We start from the raw sequence: 19,510 nt of genomic DNA on the forward strand, positions 1-19,510 counted from the left end.
CGGCGAGTTCGCCGACATCGCCACCAGCACCGGCAGCCACACCCGGATCCGGTTCACCACAGCCACACCCATCTGCGGATCGGGCACGGCCGCATGCACATGCATTCCGTTGATCAGCTGCTCCGCGACCAGCTGCGGAGCCTGCGACTCCATCGCCAGATACCGCGGCCTGCGGCTCACCGGCACCGGCGCCGCCCGCCGAAACGGCGCCGCCGCACACGTCGCCAGCCGGCACCCGAACTCCTCGGCCGCCGCACCCACCGCATGACGCAGCCGCAGCAGATGACCCCCCACCTCCTCCAGATCCGTACACACCGGAGTGGCCACCTCCACCTGCGCCTGCAACAGCTCGGCCTGCACCTCCCCCCGGCCCACCACCGGCTCCAGCCCCGACGACCCCCGCACCTCCTCGGCCAGCGGCACCGGNTCCGTGACTACCCCCGACCACTTCTGACGAACCAGGGGGAGAAGCGGCCCGGAGGCCGCACGGTGCTCCGGGTTCGTACCGGACGGACCACGAACCGCGTCACGGTTGCATCACGGTGGTGTGTGCGCGGCCGGGCGCGGGGCACACCTACTTCGGGACGGGCGGTCCCGGCCCGGCGTCTGTGGACCCCGGCCTCAGGGAGGTCGAACCGCCCTCCCACCATTCCTTGGCGAGCGGGAAGGCGGAAACGTTCATGCTGATGGCCCACTCAACTGTCCTTCATGAGCTGGTGTCGCGATACGAAACCCTGCGTACGGCCACAGAGGGTTCGTCCGCCTCGGCCGAGCTGAAGCGCAGGCTGGAGGACACGGCCTACACGCTGTGCGTCATCACCGGAACGCGTCACCCCGATCAGGCACTGGCTGTGGCCCGCGCGCGGCTGGCCGCCGCGGGCGACTGACCGGCCTGTCCGGTCCCGCCCGTTCCGGCCTGCCACTCGTGTGTTCAACAGTGCCGGGGCAGCGGGCCCACGGCGCGGTGCCACATGCCCTCCGCCTGCTGCTCGGGGCGCTGCTGCTCGCCGTGCAGGGCGTTGAGAAGGATCAGGCCGCCGGTCAGTGCGGGCACCACCCACTGCATGCGCGCCAACCGGTGATTCACCTTCTCCGTGTCGGCCGGGTGCCTGGAGATCCGATGTCCGTTCTCGGACTCGGACTGGGGTGAGGACGCGGCCTCCACCTTTTTGCCCAGCGCCCGGGCGTAGGCGGTGGCGGCCAGAGCCGCGCCGGTCAGGACGGTCTTGGCCAGGGTGGAGGCTCCCACCCCCTGCTGACCGGCGACACGGGCGGCGTTGGCCGCCAGCAGGCCGCTGCCGCCGACCAGGTGCGCGGCGATCGCGGCCGCGTTGACGGGCGTCCATTTCGACCAGCCGGAGCTGGCGATGCGGGCAGTGGTCGCTTCGGTGCCGCCCTCGTCCCCGGCCGCGCCGTTCAACCCGACCGCTCCCATGAGCGAGCCGCCGAACCAGGCGGCCAGGCCCACGTCGTGAAGGCTGCGCAGGGCGGTGTTGCGTTCCGACATGGGACGGCTCCTTGGAAGTGCTTCGGGTGTCGCCGGTTCGCGACCCTTCACCCACCGTGTGGTCAGAACGCCGTTCGCCACCACCGCAGGTGGTCCGAATGAGCTGCCGGAAGTGGAGAAGGCCGGGGACGGCCGGGAGGGAACCCGGACGTGGACCCTGCGAGCGGCGTCACACCAGCGAGACGGCGAGCATCGCCGAGAGGATCGTGCACACGGCGACGGCGAGTATCACCGTCCGCGCCGGTCCCGCCAGCCGGTCGACCGCGGGCTTCGGCCATGCACCTGGCACAGTGCGGTGAGCCGGCAACCGGGACGTACCCGGCCCGGCTGCCCCGGTGGCGTGCGTGTTCCGGGCTTCGGCCTGGCGCGTCCGCACCCACTGCACGCAGCCTTCCCGTGCGTGCAGCGGCGAGTCGGGCCGGTACGCGCCGCGCGGCGGAGGACCGGGCGCCGTGACCGGCTTGCTGCTGAAAAGCTCCATGGCCGTTCCAACGCCCGGCCCCGACCACCGGAAGCGCCCAGGGGCCGTTCCGCAATCGCGCCGTCACCGAGCCGTTAAAGGCGTACAAAAGGATTTAGTCGCTGGGGCCGGGTTCTCCGAACAGGTTCGCGGATTCGGAAGGCGGAGAAAGCCGGCCCCATGACCTCGCCCGGTGTGCTGCGGTGGGCGAGAACCCGCAGTGCAACGGCTGTGACCTGCACGGCCTTGTCCTGGTGGGCGTTCTCCCCGTATCCCGCACGCGTGGAGCGAATTCTTCATATCTCAGGGTTTTCTCCGTTCTCGGGCCCTTCCGCTACGGGATGACGAAAAGCCGAGAGCTCGGATTCCGGGTAAGGCCGCGGGCCTCCGGGCCGGGCCCCGCGCCCCGCGCCTGTCCCGCCACGTCTTCTCGCGGTTCGGTCGCGGGTCCCTGGGCTGTGCGCCGTCCGGCCGACGGACGCGTGCCGGTAAACCTCCGGCATCCCTGGTTCCCCCTGTCGGCCTACGTCCGTTGGCCCTTTCGGCCGTCAGGGGCTCTGATGGGCAGCGGACGGGTCCCCTCCCTCTCCGCAATGAAGAAAGGCACGCCCATGTACGAGATGCGCGCCGAGCCCACCGTGGACAGAGGCGAACTGGTCTGGCACGTCATTGCCAAGGACGCACCCGCCAGCACTCTTTGCGGAAGTCGCCTTGCTCCACCCCTCGCCGCTCCGCCCGGCGAGGCGGCCGCCGAACGCTACTGCCACCCCTGCATGTCCGCATTCGGCTCGGCCATGCAGAGCGACGCCCGCTGACCGGCCGAACTGCCGACGGAGAGAAGGCCCACGGGCACATCCGCCGACCCTGCCCGAGGGGGCGGTCGGCGGATGACCTCTGCCGGCCATCCGGTGCGCCGACCCGCCCGAGGAGGGACCCGGTGTGGGGGAGCAGCCTTCACGGCGATCGCGTTCACGCGAAATCCAATACTGCCGCTGCCGTCCGAGCGAACGACCGGTTACTCGTTCAACATTTTGAATTCCGTGACGGGAGAGACGGCCGTCCGCAGCTATTCGGTGCCACCTGCACGGCTTTCCCGGTGGGGGCGAATCCCGCGGAGCCTTACCCCATTACGGTGCAGGTGGGGATTCCGCGTCGCGGTGCATAGCGGTGCGAGCACTGCTCGGGTACGGTCGATGTCATAGCAGTCGTGGTTCCGAACCCTGTTCGCCTGTGATCGCGATCACAGTACTTTATGCTGTTCAGAGTCTTCATGGGCCCGGCGATCACCTCCGGGTGCCGTGCTGTGCGGTATCCGCCCCTTTGATTCCAGGAGACCGGTATGGCTACGGGCACCGTGAAGTGGTTCAACAGCGAGAAGGGTTTCGGCTTCATCGAGCAGGACGGCGGCGGGCCCGACGTCTTCGCGCACTACTCGAACATCGCCGCCCAGGGCTTTCGTGAGCTCCAGGAAGGGCAGAGGGTGTCCTTCGACGTCACGCAAGGCCAGAAGGGCCCGCAGGCGGAGAACATCGTTCCGGAATAGATGGTTCCTATCCGCTCCGGGCGCTCACCTCGTGGGCGCCCGGAGCGCGGCCGGGCCGGGCGCCGATGCGGGCGCCCGGCCCGTTGTGCTGTCAGCCCCCGCCCGTCTCCGTGTGGAGGCGGGCCGGCCCGGACCGCCTCGATCGCGGCCCGTACGTGGGGCGCCAGCGGCTCCGGCGGGGCGCTGGCGGGCCACCACGACCAGCTCACACAGGTGTCCGGCTCCCGGACCTGAGGTTCACCGGTCCACTGCCGCGCGCGGAAGACCATCTGGACGTGAGGGGCGTCGCCCTCACCGCCGACCAGGTGCACGGCGTGCACGAACTCGACCTGGCCACTGTCGATCCGCAGCCCCGCATCCTCCCGCGCCGCACGGACCAGACGGGCGACGGCGGACTCCCGCCCGCGGTGCCCGGCCAGGAGGTGGTGGACAGAGGCGGCGTACGCGGAGCCGGGGTGGCGCAGCCCGAGGCGGTTCGGCGTCGTACGGCCGGCCCTGCCGGCGGTACGCGGTGAACGCCGGTTCGACCGACCGCTCGCCGAAGGGACCGGGGGAGTGGACCGGCCGGCGTAGGGCGATGCCGTTGGCGGTGTCGACGGGCGCCAGGCAGGAGGCGAGCGGGCGCAGCGGGGTGAGGGCGGCGAAGGACAGGGTGCGCGGGGCCCAGGTGAAGGCGGCGGTGACGAGGACCGCGGTGATGGCAGGGCGGGTGCCCGGCAGAACGCGGTTTCCTGCCGGCCGTGAAGTGCAGGGCCAGGAGGCCGGCTCCGAGGCAGTCAGTCACCCGGCGTCAGGGCCCCGCCGTACCTCGAATCCGCCGTGGCCGTCGAACCGCACCTCCAGCACGCTGTCGAACCCGTCCGACAGCGACGGCTCGCTCAACCGCTTGAGTGTGGCATGGACGCCCACGTCGGGGACGCGGTCCCGTCCCTCCCGTGCGGCGTTGCGCCGGAGCGAGCCCGGGACGTCCGGGGGAAACCAGTACGCCGTCACCGTCGCACCCTGGGCGTGGCCCAGGGCCACCAAGGGCTCCCACTCCTGCGGCGACGGGTTGGTGTTGTCGACCGCCACCGATTCCCCGGCGGTCAACGCCTCTTCCACCAGACGCATCTGCCGCCGCTGCTTGTTCCGCGCGGCGCGAGGGAACAGGTCCTTGCTCACCAGCGTGTAACGGCCGGCGAGGCGCTGCTCGTAGAAGGTGGACTTCCCGGAAGCCTGCAGTCCGACGAGTACGGCCACGTCCAGGCCCGCGCCGCCCGAGAGTTTCCGCACCGGCGCCTCCTCCTTCACACAGAACAGCCTCCACCCCACCAGGCCGACGCCCAGGACACGGAAATGATTGCTTCACGGCGACGAGGACGCAGGGGGCCGGCCCTCCGGTCGCACAGGGCGCACCCGGTCCGGCGGGATGCCTTCAGCGGCGCCTGCCACTGATCCCCTTCCGGCCCTGTTCGCACGCTTTCCCGCTTGCCGACCGGACCTGGTCCGACAGCCGTCCGCCCGCACGCGTGGCTCTGCCCGGCACTCACCACGGTGTCAGGCAAGCACTCCGGCACGGTCCTCCTCATCAGCCACCTTGTAGCCGGGGACGGACGGCCAGCGAACCGTCAGTACGACGGATTCTTCCTCCGCGTACCAGGAGTGGTCGACGCCCCGGCCCCACACGACGTAGTCCCCCTGCCGGGCCAGCAGAACACTGCGCCCGGGAAGTTCCACACGGAAGCGACCGCTGATGAGGACCAACAGGGCCGTACGCTTCTCGCCGGTCACCCACTGCGCCCGTTCGTCGCCCTGCGGGTGGACGCCCCATTTGATCTCGACGGCCTCGCTGTGCCGAGGGTCGGAGACGTCCTTGAAGTGCCCGAGGAGCCACCCCCGGTCCAGCGCTGCGTCCTTGCCCGCATTACCCACGTACACGCTGTCGTTCATGGCTCCGGAAGGTACCACCCGCTCACATCGGCGCCCGTAGGTCCGGTGGGCAGCACTTCCGCCACAGGAGGCAGCGGGGCGGCGGGGCTGGTCGCAGCTGTCGACGAGTGGCTGGGAGCAATGCGCCAGCCGGTCCCGACGGGCTCGGCGAGATGTGCCGGTGCCATTCGCGTACCGGTCTCGTCGCCGGTGGCGGGAAGGCTGCCGGGAATTCCTTCGTGCACGATGGGGAGATCGGTGCCGCCGGTTTTCCGATTCCGTTCGGCGCATCGAACGTGGGGGAAATCCGGGACGAGCCGCCTTCGCGGGTGACAAGCCCACGCACATGGCTGGTCATATCGGTTGGGGACTCTCCACCTCGCGATCGCGACTGCGTCGACAAGCGCGCGGCAGACAGCCGGAGACGGGGCGCTGGTGTGACGAGAGACCCGCGTCGCATACACGTATCGGGATTACGGCTTGTGCGCCCCGGTGCTCCCCCGAGGGGAGCACCTCATCGGGCCGAAACGCACAGGCGGATTCGAGGCGCGCCTCCGGCGACCGGGGCGGGACACCTCACTCCGCGTTCTTCTCCTTGATACGCACCGCTTCCTTGCGGACCTCCGCCTGGGTGGCGCGCTCCTTCTGGAGCCACTCGGGGTTCTCGTTCTTGAGCGCGTCGATCTGCTCAGTGGTGAGGGCGTCGGTGACTCCGCCACGGGCGAGACCGGAGATGGAGATGCCCAGCTTCGCCGCGACCACCGGCCGGGGGTGCGGACCGTTGCGCCGCAGTTCCTGGAGCCACTCGGGCGGATCGGCCTGCAGCGTGTTCAGTTCGGTGCGCGAGACGACACCCTCCTGGAACTCGGCGGGGGTGGCCTCGAGGTACACACCCAGCTTCTTCGCCGCGGTCGCGGGCTTCATGGTCTGGGTGCTCTGGTGCGACGTCATGGTGTCAAGGGTATCGAGCATGTGCGCTACCTCCGACCACGGCCGGTAACCTGGGGGAGTGACAGGCTCGGAAGTACCTCCTTCGTTCCGGCTCGCCTACGTCCCCGGGGTGACGCCCACGAAGTGGGTGCGGATCTGGAACGAGCGGCTGCCCGACGTCCCCCTGAACCTCGTCGCGGTCTCCGCCGCCGAAGCGTTCGACGTGCTGCGGGCCCGCGGCGCCGACGCGGGTTTCGTGCGGTTGCCGGTCGACCGTACGGATCTCAGCGCGATCCCCCTCTATACGGAGACGACGGTCGTCGTGGTCCCCAAGGACCACCTCATGGCGGCGGTCGACGAGGTGTCCGCCGAGGATCTCGCCGACGAGATCGTGCTGCACCCCCTCGACGACGTCCTCGACTGGGAGCGTCCGCCCGGGCGGCCCGCGATCGAGCGGCCCGCCACGACGGTGGACGCCGTCGAGCTGGTGGCGGCGGGCGTGGGCGTGCTGGTCGTCCCGCAGTCGCTCGCCCGTCTGCACCACCGCAAGGACCTCACCTACCGGCCCGTGACGGGCACGCCCGAGTCGCGCATCGCGCTGTCGTGGCCCGAGGACGCGACCACGGACCTGGTGGAGCAGTTCATCGGCATCGTCCGCGGGCGCACCGTCAACAGCACCCGGGGGCGGCCGCCGGCCCCGCCCCAGTCCAAGGGCAAGAGCAAGCCGGCCGCCAAGCCGACTGGCAAGACGTCCGGCAAGGGGGCCGGGAAGAACCCGCGGAGCGGCTCCGCCCGGAGCGGTTCCAGTGGTTCCGGCGGCCCCAAGGGCGGCAAGCGCGGCAAACCCCGCCGCCGGCCGTAACCCGCCGCCGGCTCATGACCCCGGTGTCGGCCGGGCCGGCGGACACGCGAGGGCCCGGGACATCCAGTAACGGGGGCAGCGAACCAGCGGTTGCCGCATCAGTCGCGGTCGACGTGCTCGCGCACGATCTTTCCGCTCGCCGCGTCGATGTCGAACGTGGTCTTGTCCCAGTCGCCGGTGGTCACGACATCGACGGACCAGATGAGGGCCCCGCCGTCGTCGTCGAGCTGGACGGAGCTGACCGTGCCGCTCTTCTTCCCCGTGGCGGTTCTGGCCGCCTGCTGCCAGGTCTGCTTGGCCCCGGCCAGCCGGTCGGCCAGTTCACGCTTGTCGTCGGCGTCCTGGTCGGCCTCCGCGCCGGACCGGGTCACCTTGCCCGAGACGGCGTCGATGCGGACGCTGTGGGCGGTGCCGTCCTCCGCGGCGACCTCGGCAGTCCATTCCGGACCGTTCCTCAGCTCGATCCCGGTCAGCTTCCCTCCCGGGACCTCCCCCACCGCCGTACGGGCAGCCTTGTCGTAGCTGACTTCGGCGGACGGGAGCAGGGCCTTGCGCTCGGCCTGGTCCTCGGTGAGCCCTCCGGTGTTCGTCGGGCTGTTCGTCTGCGCCGGACTCGACGCCGCCGTGTTCCCGGCGGTGGTGCCGGGGGATGCCTCCCCTCCACCGCCGTTGTCGTCCCCGCACCCGCTCATCAGTACCGCCGAGGCGGCGACAGCGCACAGGGCGGACCCGGCCCGGCCCCATCGGTAGCGTGGGGTGGCCGGCCTCACGCGACAGGATTCGTAGTTCATACCGGCACCCCTAGCCGTGAAACCGCGCCGACATGCCCTGCGGCGCCAAGGACCACTCCACTGCCCGGCCCCTGACCGGCACGCGTTTTCGGCCGGCAGTCCGCACCGTGGCCGCCCTGCGCGGCCTCGGGTCAGCCGTCGGCGCGGTAGACGTCCAGCCGTCCGCACATTCCGAACCTTCCGCGGACCGCGGGCCCTTCGGAGCGTACGACCGCCTGTGCGAGGTACCCGCAGTCGCCGTCCTCCAGTCGGCCGAGCTGGGCCCCCGTCGCGTCGGCCGCCGCCGCGGCGCCGTTCCGCCACCGCTCGCGCCAGTCCCCGGACAGCGGTCCGACCAGCGCGGCCGCCGCCCGGTGGAACGCGGCGAGCGGCCCGGGGTCATCCGCTCCGGCCGCCTCGCGGAGCGCCGCGAATCCCTCGACGGCCAGGTCACGGCGTACCCGGGCCGCGCGGCTCAGTTCCTCCTCGGTGCCTTCCGGAGGCAGCGTCGCGGCGGCCCGGTACGCCGCAGGGTCGGCCAGCAGCCTCGGCGGGAGGGTGAGTACCGCGTCGCCCGCCTCGGGCAGGCCGCGGTTCTGCATGAGTACGACGATGGTCAGGCCGCCGTCGTTGACGAGCCGGTGGACGGTGCCGGGCGTGAACCACACCAGCGTCCCCTCGGCGAGGGGCGTCTGCCGGAAGCCGGACGCGGTGAGTGTCTGCACCGAGCCCCGGCCGCCGGTCACCAGGTAACCCTCGGAACAGGTGAGATGGAGGTGGGGTGTGCCGCCGCGCAGTCCGTCGGCGGCCGGCCAGTCGTACACCCTCAGCAGCGAGACACCGACACCGCCGGGCAGTCCCTCGTATCCGGTCCCCACGGAAGCTCCTCGGTAAGCCCTTTCCCCGCCGCAACCTAGGGGTGCGTGCGACTGCGGTCAAGAGCACGCCCGCACCGGCCCCCCGACCCGTCGGGGGAGCGCGTCGAGCTCCTCGTACGAGAAGCCGATCGCCCTGACGCGCGGCCGCACCTGACGCCGCAGCAGTCCCGGGCCGAACCGGAACAGATGACTCGCCGTTTATTCTGCGCGCATGACGACCGAGCCGACACAGCAGTCCCAGCAGCTCCAGCCGATGCCTTCGGACTGGCAGCGGGCCCTCGCCGTGGTGGCGCATCCGGACGATCTCGAGTACGGGTGCGCCGGAGCCGTGGCGGGATGGACCGACGGCGGCCGCGAAGTGGCGTACCTGCTCGCCACCCGGGGCGAGGCCGGGATCGACACCCTGGAGCCGGACAAGTGCGGCCCGCTGCGGGAGCAGGAGCAGCGGGCCGGCGCGGCGGTGGTGGGGGTCACCACGGTGGAGTTCCTGGACTACAAGGACGGCGTGATCGAGTACGGCACCGGGCTGCGCCGGGACATCGCCGCCGCCATCCGCAAGCACCGCCCCGAACTCGTCATCACCCTCAACCACCGCGACACCTGGGGCGGTGTCGCCTGGAACACGCCCGACCACCGGGCGGTGGGCCGGGCCACCCTGGACGCGGCGGGCGACGCCGGCAACCGCTGGATCTTTCCCGAGCTGACCGAACAAGGGCTCGCGCCCTGGGACGGGGTGCGGTGGGTCGCCGTCGCGGGTTCGGCGACGCCCACCCATGCCGTGGAGGCGGCGCCAGGTCTGGAGCGCTCCGTACGGTCCCTGCTCGAACACCGGGCCTACATCGAGGCGTTGACGGACGAGGACCCCGAGACGTACTGCCGCACGTTCCTCACCCAGAACGCGCAGCGCGCGGCGGAGAGCTTCGGCGGGAAGCCCGCGGTCACCTTCGAGGTCTTCAGCCGCTGAGCCCCGGCGAGGGGGTACGCCGCGGAGCCGGCCGCGGGCACCGTGCCGGCTTCGGGCGTGCCGGGCGGCAGCGTCTCGGGGCCGGTACGGCTATCCGGCTCAAAGATGAATCGGCACGGGCGACTTGCGGAATCGTCTGGATGAGACGTGCGCGCCATTGACAGCCTGTCAGGCCCCGGGGGGATTCTGTGGCGTCGTGACGCGTGATTGCCCACAGTTTTCGCCGGGACCTCTGGAGGACGTGTGACGCTCCGCCTGCGCCCGCTCGCCATGCTCGCTGCCGCTCTCGCCCTGGTGCTCGGAGTTCCGGCCGTCGGGGCAGCCGCCGACCCGCCTGCCGACCCGACGGCCGCCACCCCCTCGGCCACCGACCCGCCGAGTGGCAGCGCCCGAAGATCAGCCTCCGCCATCACCCCGAGACCGCGGAACGTCGAAGAGCGTCACGACCGGGCCGCCATCACCTCGACGGTGACGGTCGTCGCGGGCGCCGAGGCCGACGCCGCCGCGCTGAAGGTGACCCGGCAGGCGCTCCTCGACGCCGGTGCGCGCCAGGTCGTACGAGGCGAGCGCCCCGTCAGGAACCGGCTCACCGTCTACGTCGGGGGCCCGGGGGAGACCCCGCAGACCGCCGAGGCGCTCGCCGACCTCGGCATCGAGGGCCCTGCCGGCCTCCCCGCCGAGGGCTACGTCCTGGGTGTCGGAGAGGACCTTGTCGCGCTCTCCGGCAAGGACGCGGCCGGTACGTACTACGCGGCCCAGTCACTGCGCCTGCTGCTCCCCGAGCGCGGCGGCCCCGGGGCGAAGGTCGCGGGCGTCGAGATCCGTGACTGGCCCGGCACCGCGGTCCGCGGCGTCATCGAGGGCTTCTACGGCATCCCGTGGACCCACGCCGCCCGTCTCGACCAGCTCGACTTCTACGGCGAGCACAAGATGAACATCTACGTCTACTCGCCCAAGGACGACCCGTACCTGCGCGAGAGGTGGCGCGAGCCCTACCCCGCCGCCCAGCTCGCGAAGATCGAGGAACTCGTCGACCGGGCCCGCGCCCGGCACGTGGAGTTCACCTACGCGCTGTCGCCCGGGCTGAGCGTCTGCTACAGCTCCGAGGCCGACATCAAGGCGCTGACCGACAAGTTCGAGACGGTCTGGGACCTCGGTGTCCGCACCTACGCCGTGCCGCTCGACGACATCAGCTACACCAGGTGGAACTGCCAGGCCGACCAGGACAAGTGGGGGACGGGAGCGGCCGCCGCGGGCGCTGCCCAGGCATACCTCCTCAACCGGGTCAACCAGGACTTCATCGCCGCCCACCCGGGCGCCGCGCCGCTCCAGATGGTGCCGACGGAGTACTACAACGTCACTCCGTCCCCGTACAAGAAGGCGCTCGCCGAGCAGCTCGACGACGACGTGGTGGTCGAGTGGACCGGCGTCGGCGTCATCGCGCCGGTGATCACGGTGGCCCAGGCGAGGGCCGCGCGTGACGTCTTCGCGCACCCGATCCTGCTCTGGGACAACTACCCGGTGAACGACTACGTCACCAACCGGCTGCTGCTCGGCCCCTACAACGGCCGGGAGGAGGGGATGCCCGCGGAGCTCGGCTCCGGCATCACCGCCAACCCGATGAACCAGGCGTACGCCTCGAAGATCCCGCTGATCACCATCGCCGACTACACGTGGAACGACGCGGCCTACGATCCGCGCACCTCCTGGCAGACGGCGATCTCCGAGTACGCGGGCGGCGACGCGAAGGCGGAGAAGGCCCTGCGGGTCTTCTCCGACGTCAACCACAGCTCCCGCATCAACGCCCAGCAGGCACCCGACCTGGCCGCCGAGATCGAGCGGTTCTGGGAGTCCGAGGACGAGCGGAGCCTGGACGGCGCGCTGGCGGATCTCCAGAAGTCGCCGGACGTCCTGCGCGACCGTCTCCCCGAACAGGAGTTCATCGACGACAGCGAACCGTGGCTCGACGCGGCCGAGGCGTGGGGCGTCGCGACGCGCGCCGCACTGCGGCTGGTCGCGCTGGCCCGCGACGGAGACGGCGAGCGCGCCTGGGAACAGCGGCAGCGGCTGCCCGGGCTCGTCGCCGCGGCGAAGTCCTTCACGTACACCGACCTGGAGGGACGCAAGATCCCGGTGGCCGTGGGCGAAGGCGTGCTCGACAAGTTCACCGAGGACGCGGCCGCCGAGCACGACCGGCTGCTCGGTGTCACCGGTGGGATCAGGGGCCTGACCAGCCTGCCCGCCTACCAGGGCAACACGGTCGCCCGGATGGTCGACGGCGACGACAGCACGTTCTTCTGGAGCGGCCGTGCCGCCGCCGCCGGTGACCAGGTGACGGTCGACCTGCGCAAGGAACGCCAGGTCGGCGGTGTCTCACTCGCCATGGGCAAGCCGGGCAGTGCGAACGACTACCTGCGTCAGGGAGTGCTGGAGTACTCGTCCGACGGCACTTCCTGGAAACAGCTAGCGGCGTTCTCCGGTCAGCCGGTCGTGACGGCGACGGCCCCGGCCGGCACCGAGGCCCGTTACGTACGGGCGCGGGCCACGGCGGGGCAGACGAACTGGCTCGTCGTGCGGGAGTTCGCCGTGGAGACCAAGGACGCGGCCGTGAGCGGCGGACCACCACCGGCGGCCGGCAGCAGCCTGGGTGCGGCGGCCGACGGAGACGTCGGCCGCGTCTACCGCGCGGCGCGCGCGCCCGAGCAGGGCGAGGCGCTCCAGGTGGACCTGGGCGGGACGTCGGAGGTGACGTCCGTGACCGTCCTCCAGCCGGAGGGCGGCTCCGCGCAGGCCGCTGTGCAGGTACGCGAGGACGACGGCACCTGGCTCACGGTCGGCCGGGTCGACGGCGGCTACGAGGAGCTCACCGTGGACTACGAACTGGCCTCGGCCGTGCGCCTGCTCTGGAGCGGGGGCGGGAGCGCGCCGCAGGTGGCCGAGGTGATCGTGCGGTAGGGAACGCGGTGGTGACGCGGCCCCCGGGCAGCCGGTCCGGGAGCCGCGTCGTGTCCGCCCGTCCGGTGGCCGCGGTCGCCGTCACCTGACATTGCTTTGCTCCCCCTTTACTATGGGGGGCTGTGAGGGGCGGGTTTCCGCCCCGCCCGGAACATCGGATCATCCGACCGAACGACCACCCGACCGAAGAAGGAGCTGCGGTCCCGCAATGGGTGAGCCTCCCAGTACGAGCCGTGTCTTTTCCGTCCCGCCGGACCATGGGGCGGAGGTGACACGGTGACCGAAGTCCTCCTTCTGCTCCTCGCCCTCGCGCTCACGCTGGCGTGCGCGGTGTTCGTCGCGGCCGAGTTCTCCCTGACCACGATCGAGCGCGGCGAACTGGAGCGGGCCGCGCGGGCCGGCGAACGGGGCGCGGTGAGCGCCCTGAAGGCCGCCAAGCGCCTCACCTTCCAGCTCTCGGGCGCCCAGCTGGGCATCACCGTGACCTCTCTGGTCATCGGCATGCTCGCCGAGCCGTCCCTGGCCGTGCTGCTGCGCGGCCCCCTGGAAGCGGCCGGGTTGCCCGCCGGGGCCGTGTCCGCCGTCGCCACGTTCCTCGGAGTCGCCGTGTCCACCGTGGTGCTGATGGTGGTCGGCGAGCTGGTCCCGAAGAACTGGGCGATCTCCAGCCCGCTGGCCGTCGCCAAGGTCGTGGCCGGCCCGCAGCGCGCCTTCACCGCCGCCTTCGGGCCCCTGATCCACCACCTCAACAACACGGCGAACCGCCTGGTGCGACGCTTCGGCCTGGAACCCGCCGAGGAACTGGCGACCGCCCGTACGCCGCAGGAACTGGTCGCGCTGGCGCAGCACTCCGCCCGCGAGGGCGCGATCGAGCAGGACTCCGCCGAACTGTTCGTCCGTACCCTGCATCTGGGCGAACTGACCGCGCAGAACGTCATGACGCCGCGCGTGGACGTCCAGGCGCTGGAGGCCCGCGCCACCGCCGCCGACGCCGCCAACCTCACCCTGGCCACCGGCCTGTCCCGGTTTCCCGTCTACCGCGACGCCCTGGACGAGGTGATCGGCACCGTCCACATCCGCGACGTCCTCGCCCTGGACGAGGCGGAGCGGGGCAGGACCCCGGTCACCGACCTCGCCACCGAGCCCCTGCTGGTGCCCGCCTCCCTCCCGGTGGACCGGATGCTCCAGCAGCTGCGCCGCAGCCGCACCATGGCCGTGGTGATCGACGAGTACGGCGGTACGGCGGGAGTGGCCACCGTCGAGGACGTCGTCGAAGAAGTCGTCGGGGAGGTACGCGACGAGCACGATCCGGACGAACGCCCCGACCTCGCCGCCGGCGAGCCGTCGGACGACGGCCACCCGGTCTGGGAGGCGGACGGCGGTGTCCGCCTGGACCAGCTCCAGGAGATCGGCTTCCGCGCGCCCGACGGTCCGTACGAGACGCTCGCCGGTCTCATCGCGACGCGTCTGGAACGCATCCCGGCCCCTGCCGACCGGCTCGACGTGGACGACTGGAAGCTCGCCGTCCTCGATGTCGCGCACCACCGGGCGGACCGGGTCCGCATCATCGCGCCCGTGCCGGTCGGCGATCCCCCGAACGTTCCCGCGTCCGCTTCCGCGGGGCAGACCGCGGAGGAAGTCCGATGACCGCCCTCCAGCTCGCCGTCGGCGCCCTCACCCTCGTCACCAACGCGTTCTTCGTCGGAGCCGAGTTCGCCCTCGTCTCCGTACGGCGCAGCCAGATCGAACCGCAGGCCGTCAGTGGCAGCCGTCGCGCCAGGAGCACCCTCTGGGGGATCGAGCACCTGTCCGCCGTGATGGCCACCGCCCAGCTCGGCATCACCCTCTCCTCGCTCGTCCTGGGCGCGGTCGCCGAACCGGCCATCGCCCACCTCCTGGAACCGCCCTTCGAAGCCGTCGGCGTACCGCAAGCGCTGATCCACCCGATCGCGTTCGTGATCGCGCTGACGCTGGCGACGTACCTGCACATGCTGGTCGGCGAGATGGTGCCGAAGAACATCGCGCTCGCCGCTCCGGTCCCGTCCGCACTGGCGCTGGCGCCGGCGCTGGTGGCCCTCACCCACGCCCTGCGGCCGGTCGTCTTCGGCGTCAACGCGTTCGCCAACGCGCTGCTGCGCCTGCTCAGGGTCGAGCCGAAGGGCGAGGTCGCCTCCGTCTTCACCGACGACGAGCTCGTCCGCCTGGTCAAGGACTCCAGTGAGGCGGGGCTGCTGGCGCCGGCCGACGGCGAGCGCCTGCGCGACGCCCTGGGGCTGGGCAACCGGCCGGTGGGCGAGGTGATGGTGCCGCTCAGCAGGATCGTCGCCGTCGACCACACCACCACCCCGCAGCAACTGGAGCGGGCGGCGGCGGTCCGGGGGTTCTCGCGGCTGCCGGTCACCGGGCCGGGCGACGAGGTGCTGGGCTACCTGCACATTAAGGACGGGCTCGGCGTCACCGAGCGCACCCGGCCGTTCCCGCGCTCCGCGCTGCACCCGGTGATCCGGGTCGAGATCGACACGCCGCTCGACGACACCATGACCGCCATGCGGGCCGCGGGCACGCACCTGGCCGCCGTCACCGGTGGCAGGGGCACCGTGATCGGTTTCGTCACCATGGAGGACGTACTGGAGGAACTCGTCGGCCCCGCGGCGGCAGACGGGGCCGCCACTCCTTGACAAAACGGTTTGCCGATCCTGCAATGTCGTCATGGATGAGAAGAAGGACCTGGACGGCGTACTGAACGGTGTGGGCGCGCGCCTGCGCGCACTGCGCAAGGAGCGCGGAGCCACCCTGGGCGCGCTCTCCGAGGCGACCGGGATCTCGGTGAGCACCTTGTCCCGGCTGGAGTCCGGCGGCCGCAGGCCGAGCCTGGAGCTGCTGCTGCCGATCGCCCGCGCCCACCAGGTGCCGCTCGACGAGCTGGTGGGCGCGCCTCCGGTCGGAGACCCCCGGGTGCGGATGAAGCCGATCGAGCGGGAGGGGCGGACGTATCTGCCGCTGACCCGGCAGCCCGGCGGCCTCCAGGCGTACAAGGTGGTCTACCGGCGGAAGGGCAGGGACCCCGAGCCGCGTACGCACGAGGGCTACGAGTGGCTGTACGTCCTGTCGGGCAGGCTGCGGGTGGTGCTGGGTCCGCACGATCTGGAGATCGGCCCCGGCGAGGCGGCGGAGTTCGACACGCGGGTGCCGCACTGGTTCGGCCCGGCGGGGGAGGGGCCCGTGGAGGTCCTGAGTCTCTTCGGTCCCCAGGGGGAGCGGATGCACGTACGGGCCAGGCCGAAGTCGGGATGATGGTGCCGAAGCTGTTCCCATCGAGGCAAGCGACCGCTTAGTATGCGCCGAGCGCGGTAATGCCTACGGTGTTGTGGAGGAGCTCGGATGCAGGCATGGCGAGTGCACGAGAACGGCGAGCCGGGCGAGGTGATGCGCCTCGACGAGGTCGGCACACCCACGCCGGGCGAAGGGCAGCTCCTGCTGAAGGTGCGTGCCGCGAACATCAACTTCCCCGACGCCCTGCTCTGCCGCGGCCAGTACCAGGTACGGCCGCCCCTGCCCTTCACCCCGGGCGTCGAGATCTGCGGCGAGACGGAGGACGGCCGCCGCGTGATCGCCACCCCGGCGCTGCCGCACGGAGGTTTCGCCGAGTACGTCGTCGTCGACGCGGCCGGTGTGCTGCCCGCACCCGAACCGCTGGACGACGCCGAGGCGGCCGCCCTGCACATCGGCTGCCAGACGGGGTGGTTCGGGCTGCACCGCCGGGCGCACCTGAAGGCGGGGGAGACCCTGCTGGTGCACGCGGCGGCGGGCGGCGTCGGCAGCGCCGCCGTACAGCTCGGCAAGGCGGCCGGCGCCACCGTCATCGGTGTCGTCGGCGGCCCCGAGAAGGCCCGCACCGCCCGGGAGCTGGGCTGCGACCTCGTCATCGACCGGCGCGGCGAGGACATCGTCGCCAAGGTCAAGGAAGCCACCGGCGGGCGCGGCGCCGACGTCGTCTACGACCCGGTGGGCGGCGACGCGTACGCCAAGTCGGTGAAGTGCGTCGCCTTCGAGGGCCGCATCGTCGTGGTCGGCTTCGCGAGCGGCACGATCCCCTCACCGGGGCTCAACCACGCCCTGGTGAAGAACTACTCGATCGTCGGCCTGCACTGGGGCCTCTACAACACCATGGACCCGGCCGCGGTCCTCGCCTGTCACCAGGAGCTCACCCGGCTGGCCGCCGAGGGCGCCATCAGGCCCCTGGTCAGCGAGCGCGTGGCCATGAAGGACGCGGCGGACGCCGTCCAGCGCGTCGCGGACGGCACGACCACGGGACGCGTGGTCGTCGTACCGGAGGGGGCGAACCGATGACCGACGCAGCCGGAGTGCGAAGGCTGACCCAGGAGCTGCTCGCCGCGCACCCGCCGGCCACCACGGACCGTACGGACTTCCTCAAGGCCCGGTTCGACGCCGGACTCGCCTGGGTGCACTACCCCGTGGGCCTCGGCGGACTCGGCGTGCCCCGCTCCCTCCAGGCCGTCGTGGACGCGGAACTGGCGGCGGCCGGCGCGCCCGACAACGACCCGCGGCGCATCGGTATCGGCCTCGGCATGGCCGCGCCGACCATCCTGCGCTTCGGTACGGACGAGCAGAAGCAGAGCCTGCTGCGGCCCCTGTGGGTCGGGGAGGAGGTGTGGTGCCAGCTGTTCAGCGAGCCGGGCGCGGGCTCCGACCTCGCGGCGCTCGGCACGCGCGCGGTGCGCGACGGCGAGGACTGGGTCGTCGACGGGCAGAAGGTGTGGACGTCCAGCGCCCATGTGGCCCGCTGGGCGATCCTCATCGCCCGTACGGACCCGGACCTGCCCAAGCACCGGGGCATCACGTACTTCGTGTGCGACATGACCGATCCCGGGGTCGAGGTCAGGCCGCTGCGCCAGATCACCGGTGAGGCCGAGTTCAACGAGGTCTTCCTCACCGGCGTACGCATCCCCGACAGCCGGCGCCTCGGCGGTGTCGGCGAGGGCTGGAAGGTCGCGCAGACCACCCTCATGAACGAGCGCGTCTCGATCGGCGGCTCCCGCATCCCGCGCGAGGGCGGCATGATCGGCCCGGTCGCCAGGACCTGGCGCGAACGCCCCGAACTGCGCACCCACGACCTGCACCAGCGCCTGCTCGGCCTCTGGGTCGAGGCCGAGGTCGCCCGCCTCGCCGGCGAGCGGCTGCGCCAGCAGCTCGTCGCGGGCCAGCCGGGCCCCGAGGGCTCGGGCATGAAGCTGGCCTTCGCCCGCCTCAACCAGGAGATCAGCGGCCTGGAGGTGGAACTGCGCGGTGCGGAAGGGCTGCTGTACGACGACTGGACCATGCGCCGCCCCGAACTCGTCGACTTCACCGGCCGCGACGCCGGCTACCGCTACCTGCGCTCCAAGGGCAACAGCATCGAAGGCGGTACGAGCGAGGTGCTGCTCAACATCGTCGCGGAACGCGTACTCGGCCTGCCGTCCGAGCCGCGCAGCGACAAGGACATCGCCTGGAAGGACCTCTCCCGATGACAGCACGGACTGCTCAGCCCGACCTGCTGTACTCCGAGGCCGAGGACGACCTGCGCGCGGCCGTGCGCTCCCTCCTCGCCGACCGCTGCGACCACGCGGCCGTCCTCACCCGCGCGGAGTCGGACACGCCGTACGACCCGCGGCTGTGGGGATCGCTGGCCACCGGAATGGGCCTGGCGGGGCTCCTCGTGCCCGAGAAGTTCGGCGGCCAGGGCGCCACCCACCGCGAGGCCGCGGTGGTGCTGGAGGAACTGGGCCGCAGCGTCGCCCCGGTGCCGTATCTCACCGGGGCGGTCGTCGCAGCCGAGACCCTGCTGGGGTGCGACGCCGAGGACGGGGCGGTCGGGGAGCTCCTCGGCGCGCTCGCCGGCGGCGGCACGGTCGTGGCGCTCGCCGTCCCGCTGTCCGCCGCTCCCGGGAGCGGGCTTTCCGGCGCGGTACGGGCGGACGGTGACGGCTCGCTCAGCGGACGCGTCACCGGCGTCGCGGACGCGGCCGCCGCCGCGGTCCTGCTCGTACCGGCCGAGGACGGGCTGTACGCGGTGGAGACGGGGGCGCCCGGCGTCACCGTGGAGTCGCTGACCCCGCTCGACCTGACCAGGCCGCTCGCCACCGTCACCCTCGACGGGGCCCGCGGCCGCCGGCTCGCCGGCTCGGCCGAGGCTCCGGTGCGGCGCGGACTGCTCGCGGGGGCCGGGCTGCTCGCCTCCGAGCAGCTGGGGCTCGCCGAGTGGTGCCTGGAGGAGGTGGTCCGTTACACGCGCGACCGCAAGCAGTTCAACCGCCCGGTCGGTTCCTTCCAGGCGCTCAAGCACCGCATGGCGCAGCTGTGGCTGGAAGTCGTCTCGGCGCGGGCGGCCGCCCGCAACGCCGCCGACGCCCTGGCCACCGGCAGCGCGGACGCGCCCCTCGCGGTGGCGGTCGCGCAGACGTACTGCTCCCGGGTCGCGGTGCACGCGGCCGAGGAGTGCGTACAGCTGCACGGCGGCATCGGCATGACCTGGGAGCACCCCGCGCATCTCTACCTCAAGCGGGCCAAGGCGGACTCGATCGCGCTGGGTGCGCCCGGCCGGCACACGGAGGCGGTGGCGCGGCTCGTCGGTCTGCCCGCGCCCGAGTAGCACGGGTCCCGCGCTGGAGCGGTGCGGGACCCTGCCTGCCCCGGTAAGGGGCAGTGGAGCACGCACCCCTTTACATACGGTTTA

21 protein-coding genes are annotated in these 19,510 nt (G+C 71.9%); 13 read left to right on the forward strand and 8 right to left on the reverse strand.

Features of this window, described 5'->3' with window-relative positions; genetic code table 11:
• On the reverse strand, positions 1–462 hold a 462-nt coding region (locus tag ABD374_RS10940; RefSeq protein WP_344494255.1), incomplete at its 3' end, for a carboxylate-amine ligase.
• 224 nt (positions 463–686) lie between these two features.
• On the opposite strand from ABD374_RS10940, the gene ABD374_RS10945 reads away from it, so the two are divergent.
• The gene (locus ABD374_RS10945; RefSeq protein ID WP_344493960.1) at positions 687–887 is read left to right on the forward strand and encodes a DUF5133 domain-containing protein; all 201 of its coding nucleotides are present in this window, start codon (positions 687–689) and stop codon (positions 885–887) included.
• Between the two features lie 44 nt (positions 888–931).
• Here ABD374_RS10945 and ABD374_RS10950 read toward each other — a convergent pair whose 3' ends face one another.
• On the reverse strand, positions 932–1,507 hold the full coding sequence (locus ABD374_RS10950) for a hypothetical protein (RefSeq protein ID WP_344493962.1): 576 nt from the start codon (positions 1,505–1,507) through the stop codon (positions 932–934).
• A gap of 169 nt (positions 1,508–1,676) precedes the next feature.
• Positions 1,677–1,988, reverse strand: coding sequence for a hypothetical protein (locus ABD374_RS10955; protein ID WP_344493964.1), 312 nt, complete (start codon positions 1,986–1,988; stop codon positions 1,677–1,679).
• A 572-nt stretch (positions 1,989–2,560) separates the two neighbouring features.
• On the opposite strand from ABD374_RS10955, the gene ABD374_RS10960 reads away from it, so the two are divergent.
• The 3 genes from ABD374_RS10960 to ABD374_RS10970 all read left to right on the forward strand — a co-directional run bounded on the left by ABD374_RS10960 (position 2,561) and on the right by ABD374_RS10970 (position 4,025).
• Positions 2,561–2,782 (forward strand): hypothetical protein, encoded by a 222-nt coding sequence (locus tag ABD374_RS10960; RefSeq protein ID WP_344493966.1) that lies wholly within the window; start codon positions 2,561–2,563, stop codon positions 2,780–2,782.
• A gap of 524 nt (positions 2,783–3,306) precedes the next feature.
• A complete protein-coding gene (locus ABD374_RS10965; protein WP_093797454.1) occupies positions 3,307–3,510 on the forward strand; it encodes a cold-shock protein in 204 nt (67 codons plus the stop codon).
• 275 nt (positions 3,511–3,785) lie between these two features.
• Complete coding sequence (locus ABD374_RS10970) at positions 3,786–4,025, forward strand: hypothetical protein (RefSeq protein WP_344493969.1); 240 nt, start codon at positions 3,786–3,788, stop codon at positions 4,023–4,025.
• Between the two features lie 265 nt (positions 4,026–4,290).
• Here ABD374_RS10970 and ABD374_RS10975 read toward each other — a convergent pair whose 3' ends face one another.
• The 3 genes from ABD374_RS10975 to ABD374_RS10985 all read right to left on the reverse strand — a co-directional run bounded on the left by ABD374_RS10975 (position 4,291) and on the right by ABD374_RS10985 (position 6,369).
• Positions 4,291–4,782 (reverse strand): AAA family ATPase, encoded by a 492-nt coding sequence (locus ABD374_RS10975; protein WP_344493971.1) that lies wholly within the window; start codon positions 4,780–4,782, stop codon positions 4,291–4,293.
• A gap of 264 nt (positions 4,783–5,046) precedes the next feature.
• Positions 5,047–5,439, reverse strand: coding sequence for a cupin domain-containing protein (locus ABD374_RS10980; protein WP_344493973.1), 393 nt, complete (start codon positions 5,437–5,439; stop codon positions 5,047–5,049).
• A gap of 555 nt (positions 5,440–5,994) precedes the next feature.
• Positions 5,995–6,369 (reverse strand): DUF5997 family protein, encoded by a 375-nt coding sequence (locus tag ABD374_RS10985; RefSeq protein WP_344493975.1) that lies wholly within the window; start codon positions 6,367–6,369, stop codon positions 5,995–5,997.
• Between the two features lie 58 nt (positions 6,370–6,427).
• Between ABD374_RS10985 and ABD374_RS10990 the strand changes: the two genes are divergently transcribed.
• Complete coding sequence (locus ABD374_RS10990; protein ID WP_344493977.1) at positions 6,428–7,210, forward strand: LysR substrate-binding domain-containing protein; 783 nt, start codon at positions 6,428–6,430, stop codon at positions 7,208–7,210.
• A gap of 98 nt (positions 7,211–7,308) precedes the next feature.
• On the opposite strand, the gene ABD374_RS10995 is transcribed toward ABD374_RS10990, so the two are convergent.
• Both ABD374_RS10995 and ABD374_RS11000 read right to left on the reverse strand, forming a co-directional pair.
• Positions 7,309–7,902: a PepSY domain-containing protein gene (locus tag ABD374_RS10995; protein ID WP_344493979.1), complete on the reverse strand. Its 594-nt coding sequence runs from the start codon at positions 7,900–7,902 to the stop codon at positions 7,309–7,311.
• A 230-nt stretch (positions 7,903–8,132) separates the two neighbouring features.
• Positions 8,133–8,858 carry a cupin domain-containing protein gene (locus tag ABD374_RS11000; RefSeq protein WP_344493981.1) on the reverse strand — a complete coding sequence of 242 codons (726 nt, stop codon included), beginning with the start codon at positions 8,856–8,858 and terminating at the stop codon, positions 8,133–8,135.
• 211 nt (positions 8,859–9,069) lie between these two features.
• On the opposite strand from ABD374_RS11000, the gene ABD374_RS11005 reads away from it, so the two are divergent.
• From ABD374_RS11005 to ABD374_RS11040, 8 genes are all read left to right on the forward strand, one after another.
• Positions 9,070–9,822: a PIG-L deacetylase family protein gene (locus tag ABD374_RS11005; RefSeq protein WP_344493983.1), complete on the forward strand. Its 753-nt coding sequence runs from the start codon at positions 9,070–9,072 to the stop codon at positions 9,820–9,822.
• A 270-nt stretch (positions 9,823–10,092) separates the two neighbouring features.
• Complete coding sequence (locus ABD374_RS11010; protein ID WP_344494257.1) at positions 10,093–12,777, forward strand: glycoside hydrolase family 84 protein; 2,685 nt, start codon at positions 10,093–10,095, stop codon at positions 12,775–12,777.
• A gap of 276 nt (positions 12,778–13,053) precedes the next feature.
• A complete protein-coding gene (locus tag ABD374_RS11015) occupies positions 13,054–14,424 on the forward strand; it encodes a hemolysin family protein (protein ID WP_344493985.1) in 1,371 nt (456 codons plus the stop codon).
• The gene (locus ABD374_RS11020) at positions 14,421–15,455 is read left to right on the forward strand and encodes a hemolysin family protein (RefSeq protein WP_344493987.1); all 1,035 of its coding nucleotides are present in this window, start codon (positions 14,421–14,423) and stop codon (positions 15,453–15,455) included. The genes ABD374_RS11015 and ABD374_RS11020 overlap by 4 nt, the downstream gene beginning before the upstream one ends.
• 31 nt (positions 15,456–15,486) lie before the next feature.
• The gene (locus tag ABD374_RS11025) at positions 15,487–16,071 is read left to right on the forward strand and encodes a helix-turn-helix domain-containing protein (protein ID WP_344493989.1); all 585 of its coding nucleotides are present in this window, start codon (positions 15,487–15,489) and stop codon (positions 16,069–16,071) included.
• A gap of 87 nt (positions 16,072–16,158) precedes the next feature.
• Positions 16,159–17,127, forward strand: coding sequence for an NADPH:quinone oxidoreductase family protein (locus ABD374_RS11030; protein ID WP_344493991.1), 969 nt, complete (start codon positions 16,159–16,161; stop codon positions 17,125–17,127).
• On the forward strand, positions 17,124–18,305 hold the full coding sequence (locus tag ABD374_RS11035; protein WP_344493993.1) for an acyl-CoA dehydrogenase family protein: 1,182 nt from the start codon (positions 17,124–17,126) through the stop codon (positions 18,303–18,305). Before ABD374_RS11030 ends, ABD374_RS11035 begins: the two co-directional genes overlap by 4 nt.
• Positions 18,302–19,426 carry an acyl-CoA dehydrogenase family protein gene (locus ABD374_RS11040; RefSeq protein WP_344493995.1) on the forward strand — a complete coding sequence of 375 codons (1,125 nt, stop codon included), beginning with the start codon at positions 18,302–18,304 and terminating at the stop codon, positions 19,424–19,426. Before ABD374_RS11035 ends, ABD374_RS11040 begins: the two co-directional genes overlap by 4 nt.
• Positions 19,427–19,510 lie beyond the last annotated feature (84 nt).

The organism is Streptomyces enissocaesilis, from assembly GCF_039533765.1.
In the GTDB taxonomy this organism is placed as follows: Bacteria; Actinomycetota; Actinomycetes; order Streptomycetales; family Streptomycetaceae; genus Streptomyces; species Streptomyces enissocaesilis.

What these genes read in the sequence shown, in the direction of transcription:
- ABD374_RS10945 (WP_344493960.1), top strand. Translation starts at nt 687, where the DNA reads ATGGCCCACTCAACTGTCCTTCATGAGCTGGTGTCGCGATACGAAACC.
- ABD374_RS10950 (WP_344493962.1), bottom strand. Translation starts at nt 1,507, where the DNA reads ATGTCGGAACGCAACACCGCCCTGCGCAGCCTTCACGACGTGGGCCTG.
- ABD374_RS10955 (WP_344493964.1), bottom strand. Translation starts at nt 1,988, where the DNA reads ATGGAGCTTTTCAGCAGCAAGCCGGTCACGGCGCCCGGTCCTCCGCCG.
- ABD374_RS10960 (WP_344493966.1), top strand. Translation starts at nt 2,561, where the DNA reads ATGAAGAAAGGCACGCCCATGTACGAGATGCGCGCCGAGCCCACCGTG.
- ABD374_RS10965 (WP_093797454.1), top strand. Translation starts at nt 3,307, where the DNA reads ATGGCTACGGGCACCGTGAAGTGGTTCAACAGCGAGAAGGGTTTCGGC.
- ABD374_RS10980 (WP_344493973.1), bottom strand. Translation starts at nt 5,439, where the DNA reads ATGAACGACAGCGTGTACGTGGGTAATGCGGGCAAGGACGCAGCGCTG.
- ABD374_RS10985 (WP_344493975.1), bottom strand. Translation starts at nt 6,369, where the DNA reads ATGACGTCGCACCAGAGCACCCAGACCATGAAGCCCGCGACCGCGGCG.
- ABD374_RS10995 (WP_344493979.1), bottom strand. Translation starts at nt 7,902, where the DNA reads ATGAGCGGGTGCGGGGACGACAACGGCGGTGGAGGGGAGGCATCCCCC.
- ABD374_RS11005 (WP_344493983.1), top strand. Translation starts at nt 9,070, where the DNA reads ATGACGACCGAGCCGACACAGCAGTCCCAGCAGCTCCAGCCGATGCCT.
- ABD374_RS11010 (WP_344494257.1), top strand. Translation starts at nt 10,093, where the DNA reads ATGCTCGCTGCCGCTCTCGCCCTGGTGCTCGGAGTTCCGGCCGTCGGG.
- ABD374_RS11020 (WP_344493987.1), top strand. Translation starts at nt 14,421, where the DNA reads ATGACCGCCCTCCAGCTCGCCGTCGGCGCCCTCACCCTCGTCACCAAC.
- ABD374_RS11025 (WP_344493989.1), top strand. Translation starts at nt 15,487, where the DNA reads ATGGATGAGAAGAAGGACCTGGACGGCGTACTGAACGGTGTGGGCGCG.
- ABD374_RS11030 (WP_344493991.1), top strand. Translation starts at nt 16,159, where the DNA reads ATGCAGGCATGGCGAGTGCACGAGAACGGCGAGCCGGGCGAGGTGATG.
- ABD374_RS11035 (WP_344493993.1), top strand. Translation starts at nt 17,124, where the DNA reads ATGACCGACGCAGCCGGAGTGCGAAGGCTGACCCAGGAGCTGCTCGCC.
- ABD374_RS11040 (WP_344493995.1), top strand. Translation starts at nt 18,302, where the DNA reads ATGACAGCACGGACTGCTCAGCCCGACCTGCTGTACTCCGAGGCCGAG.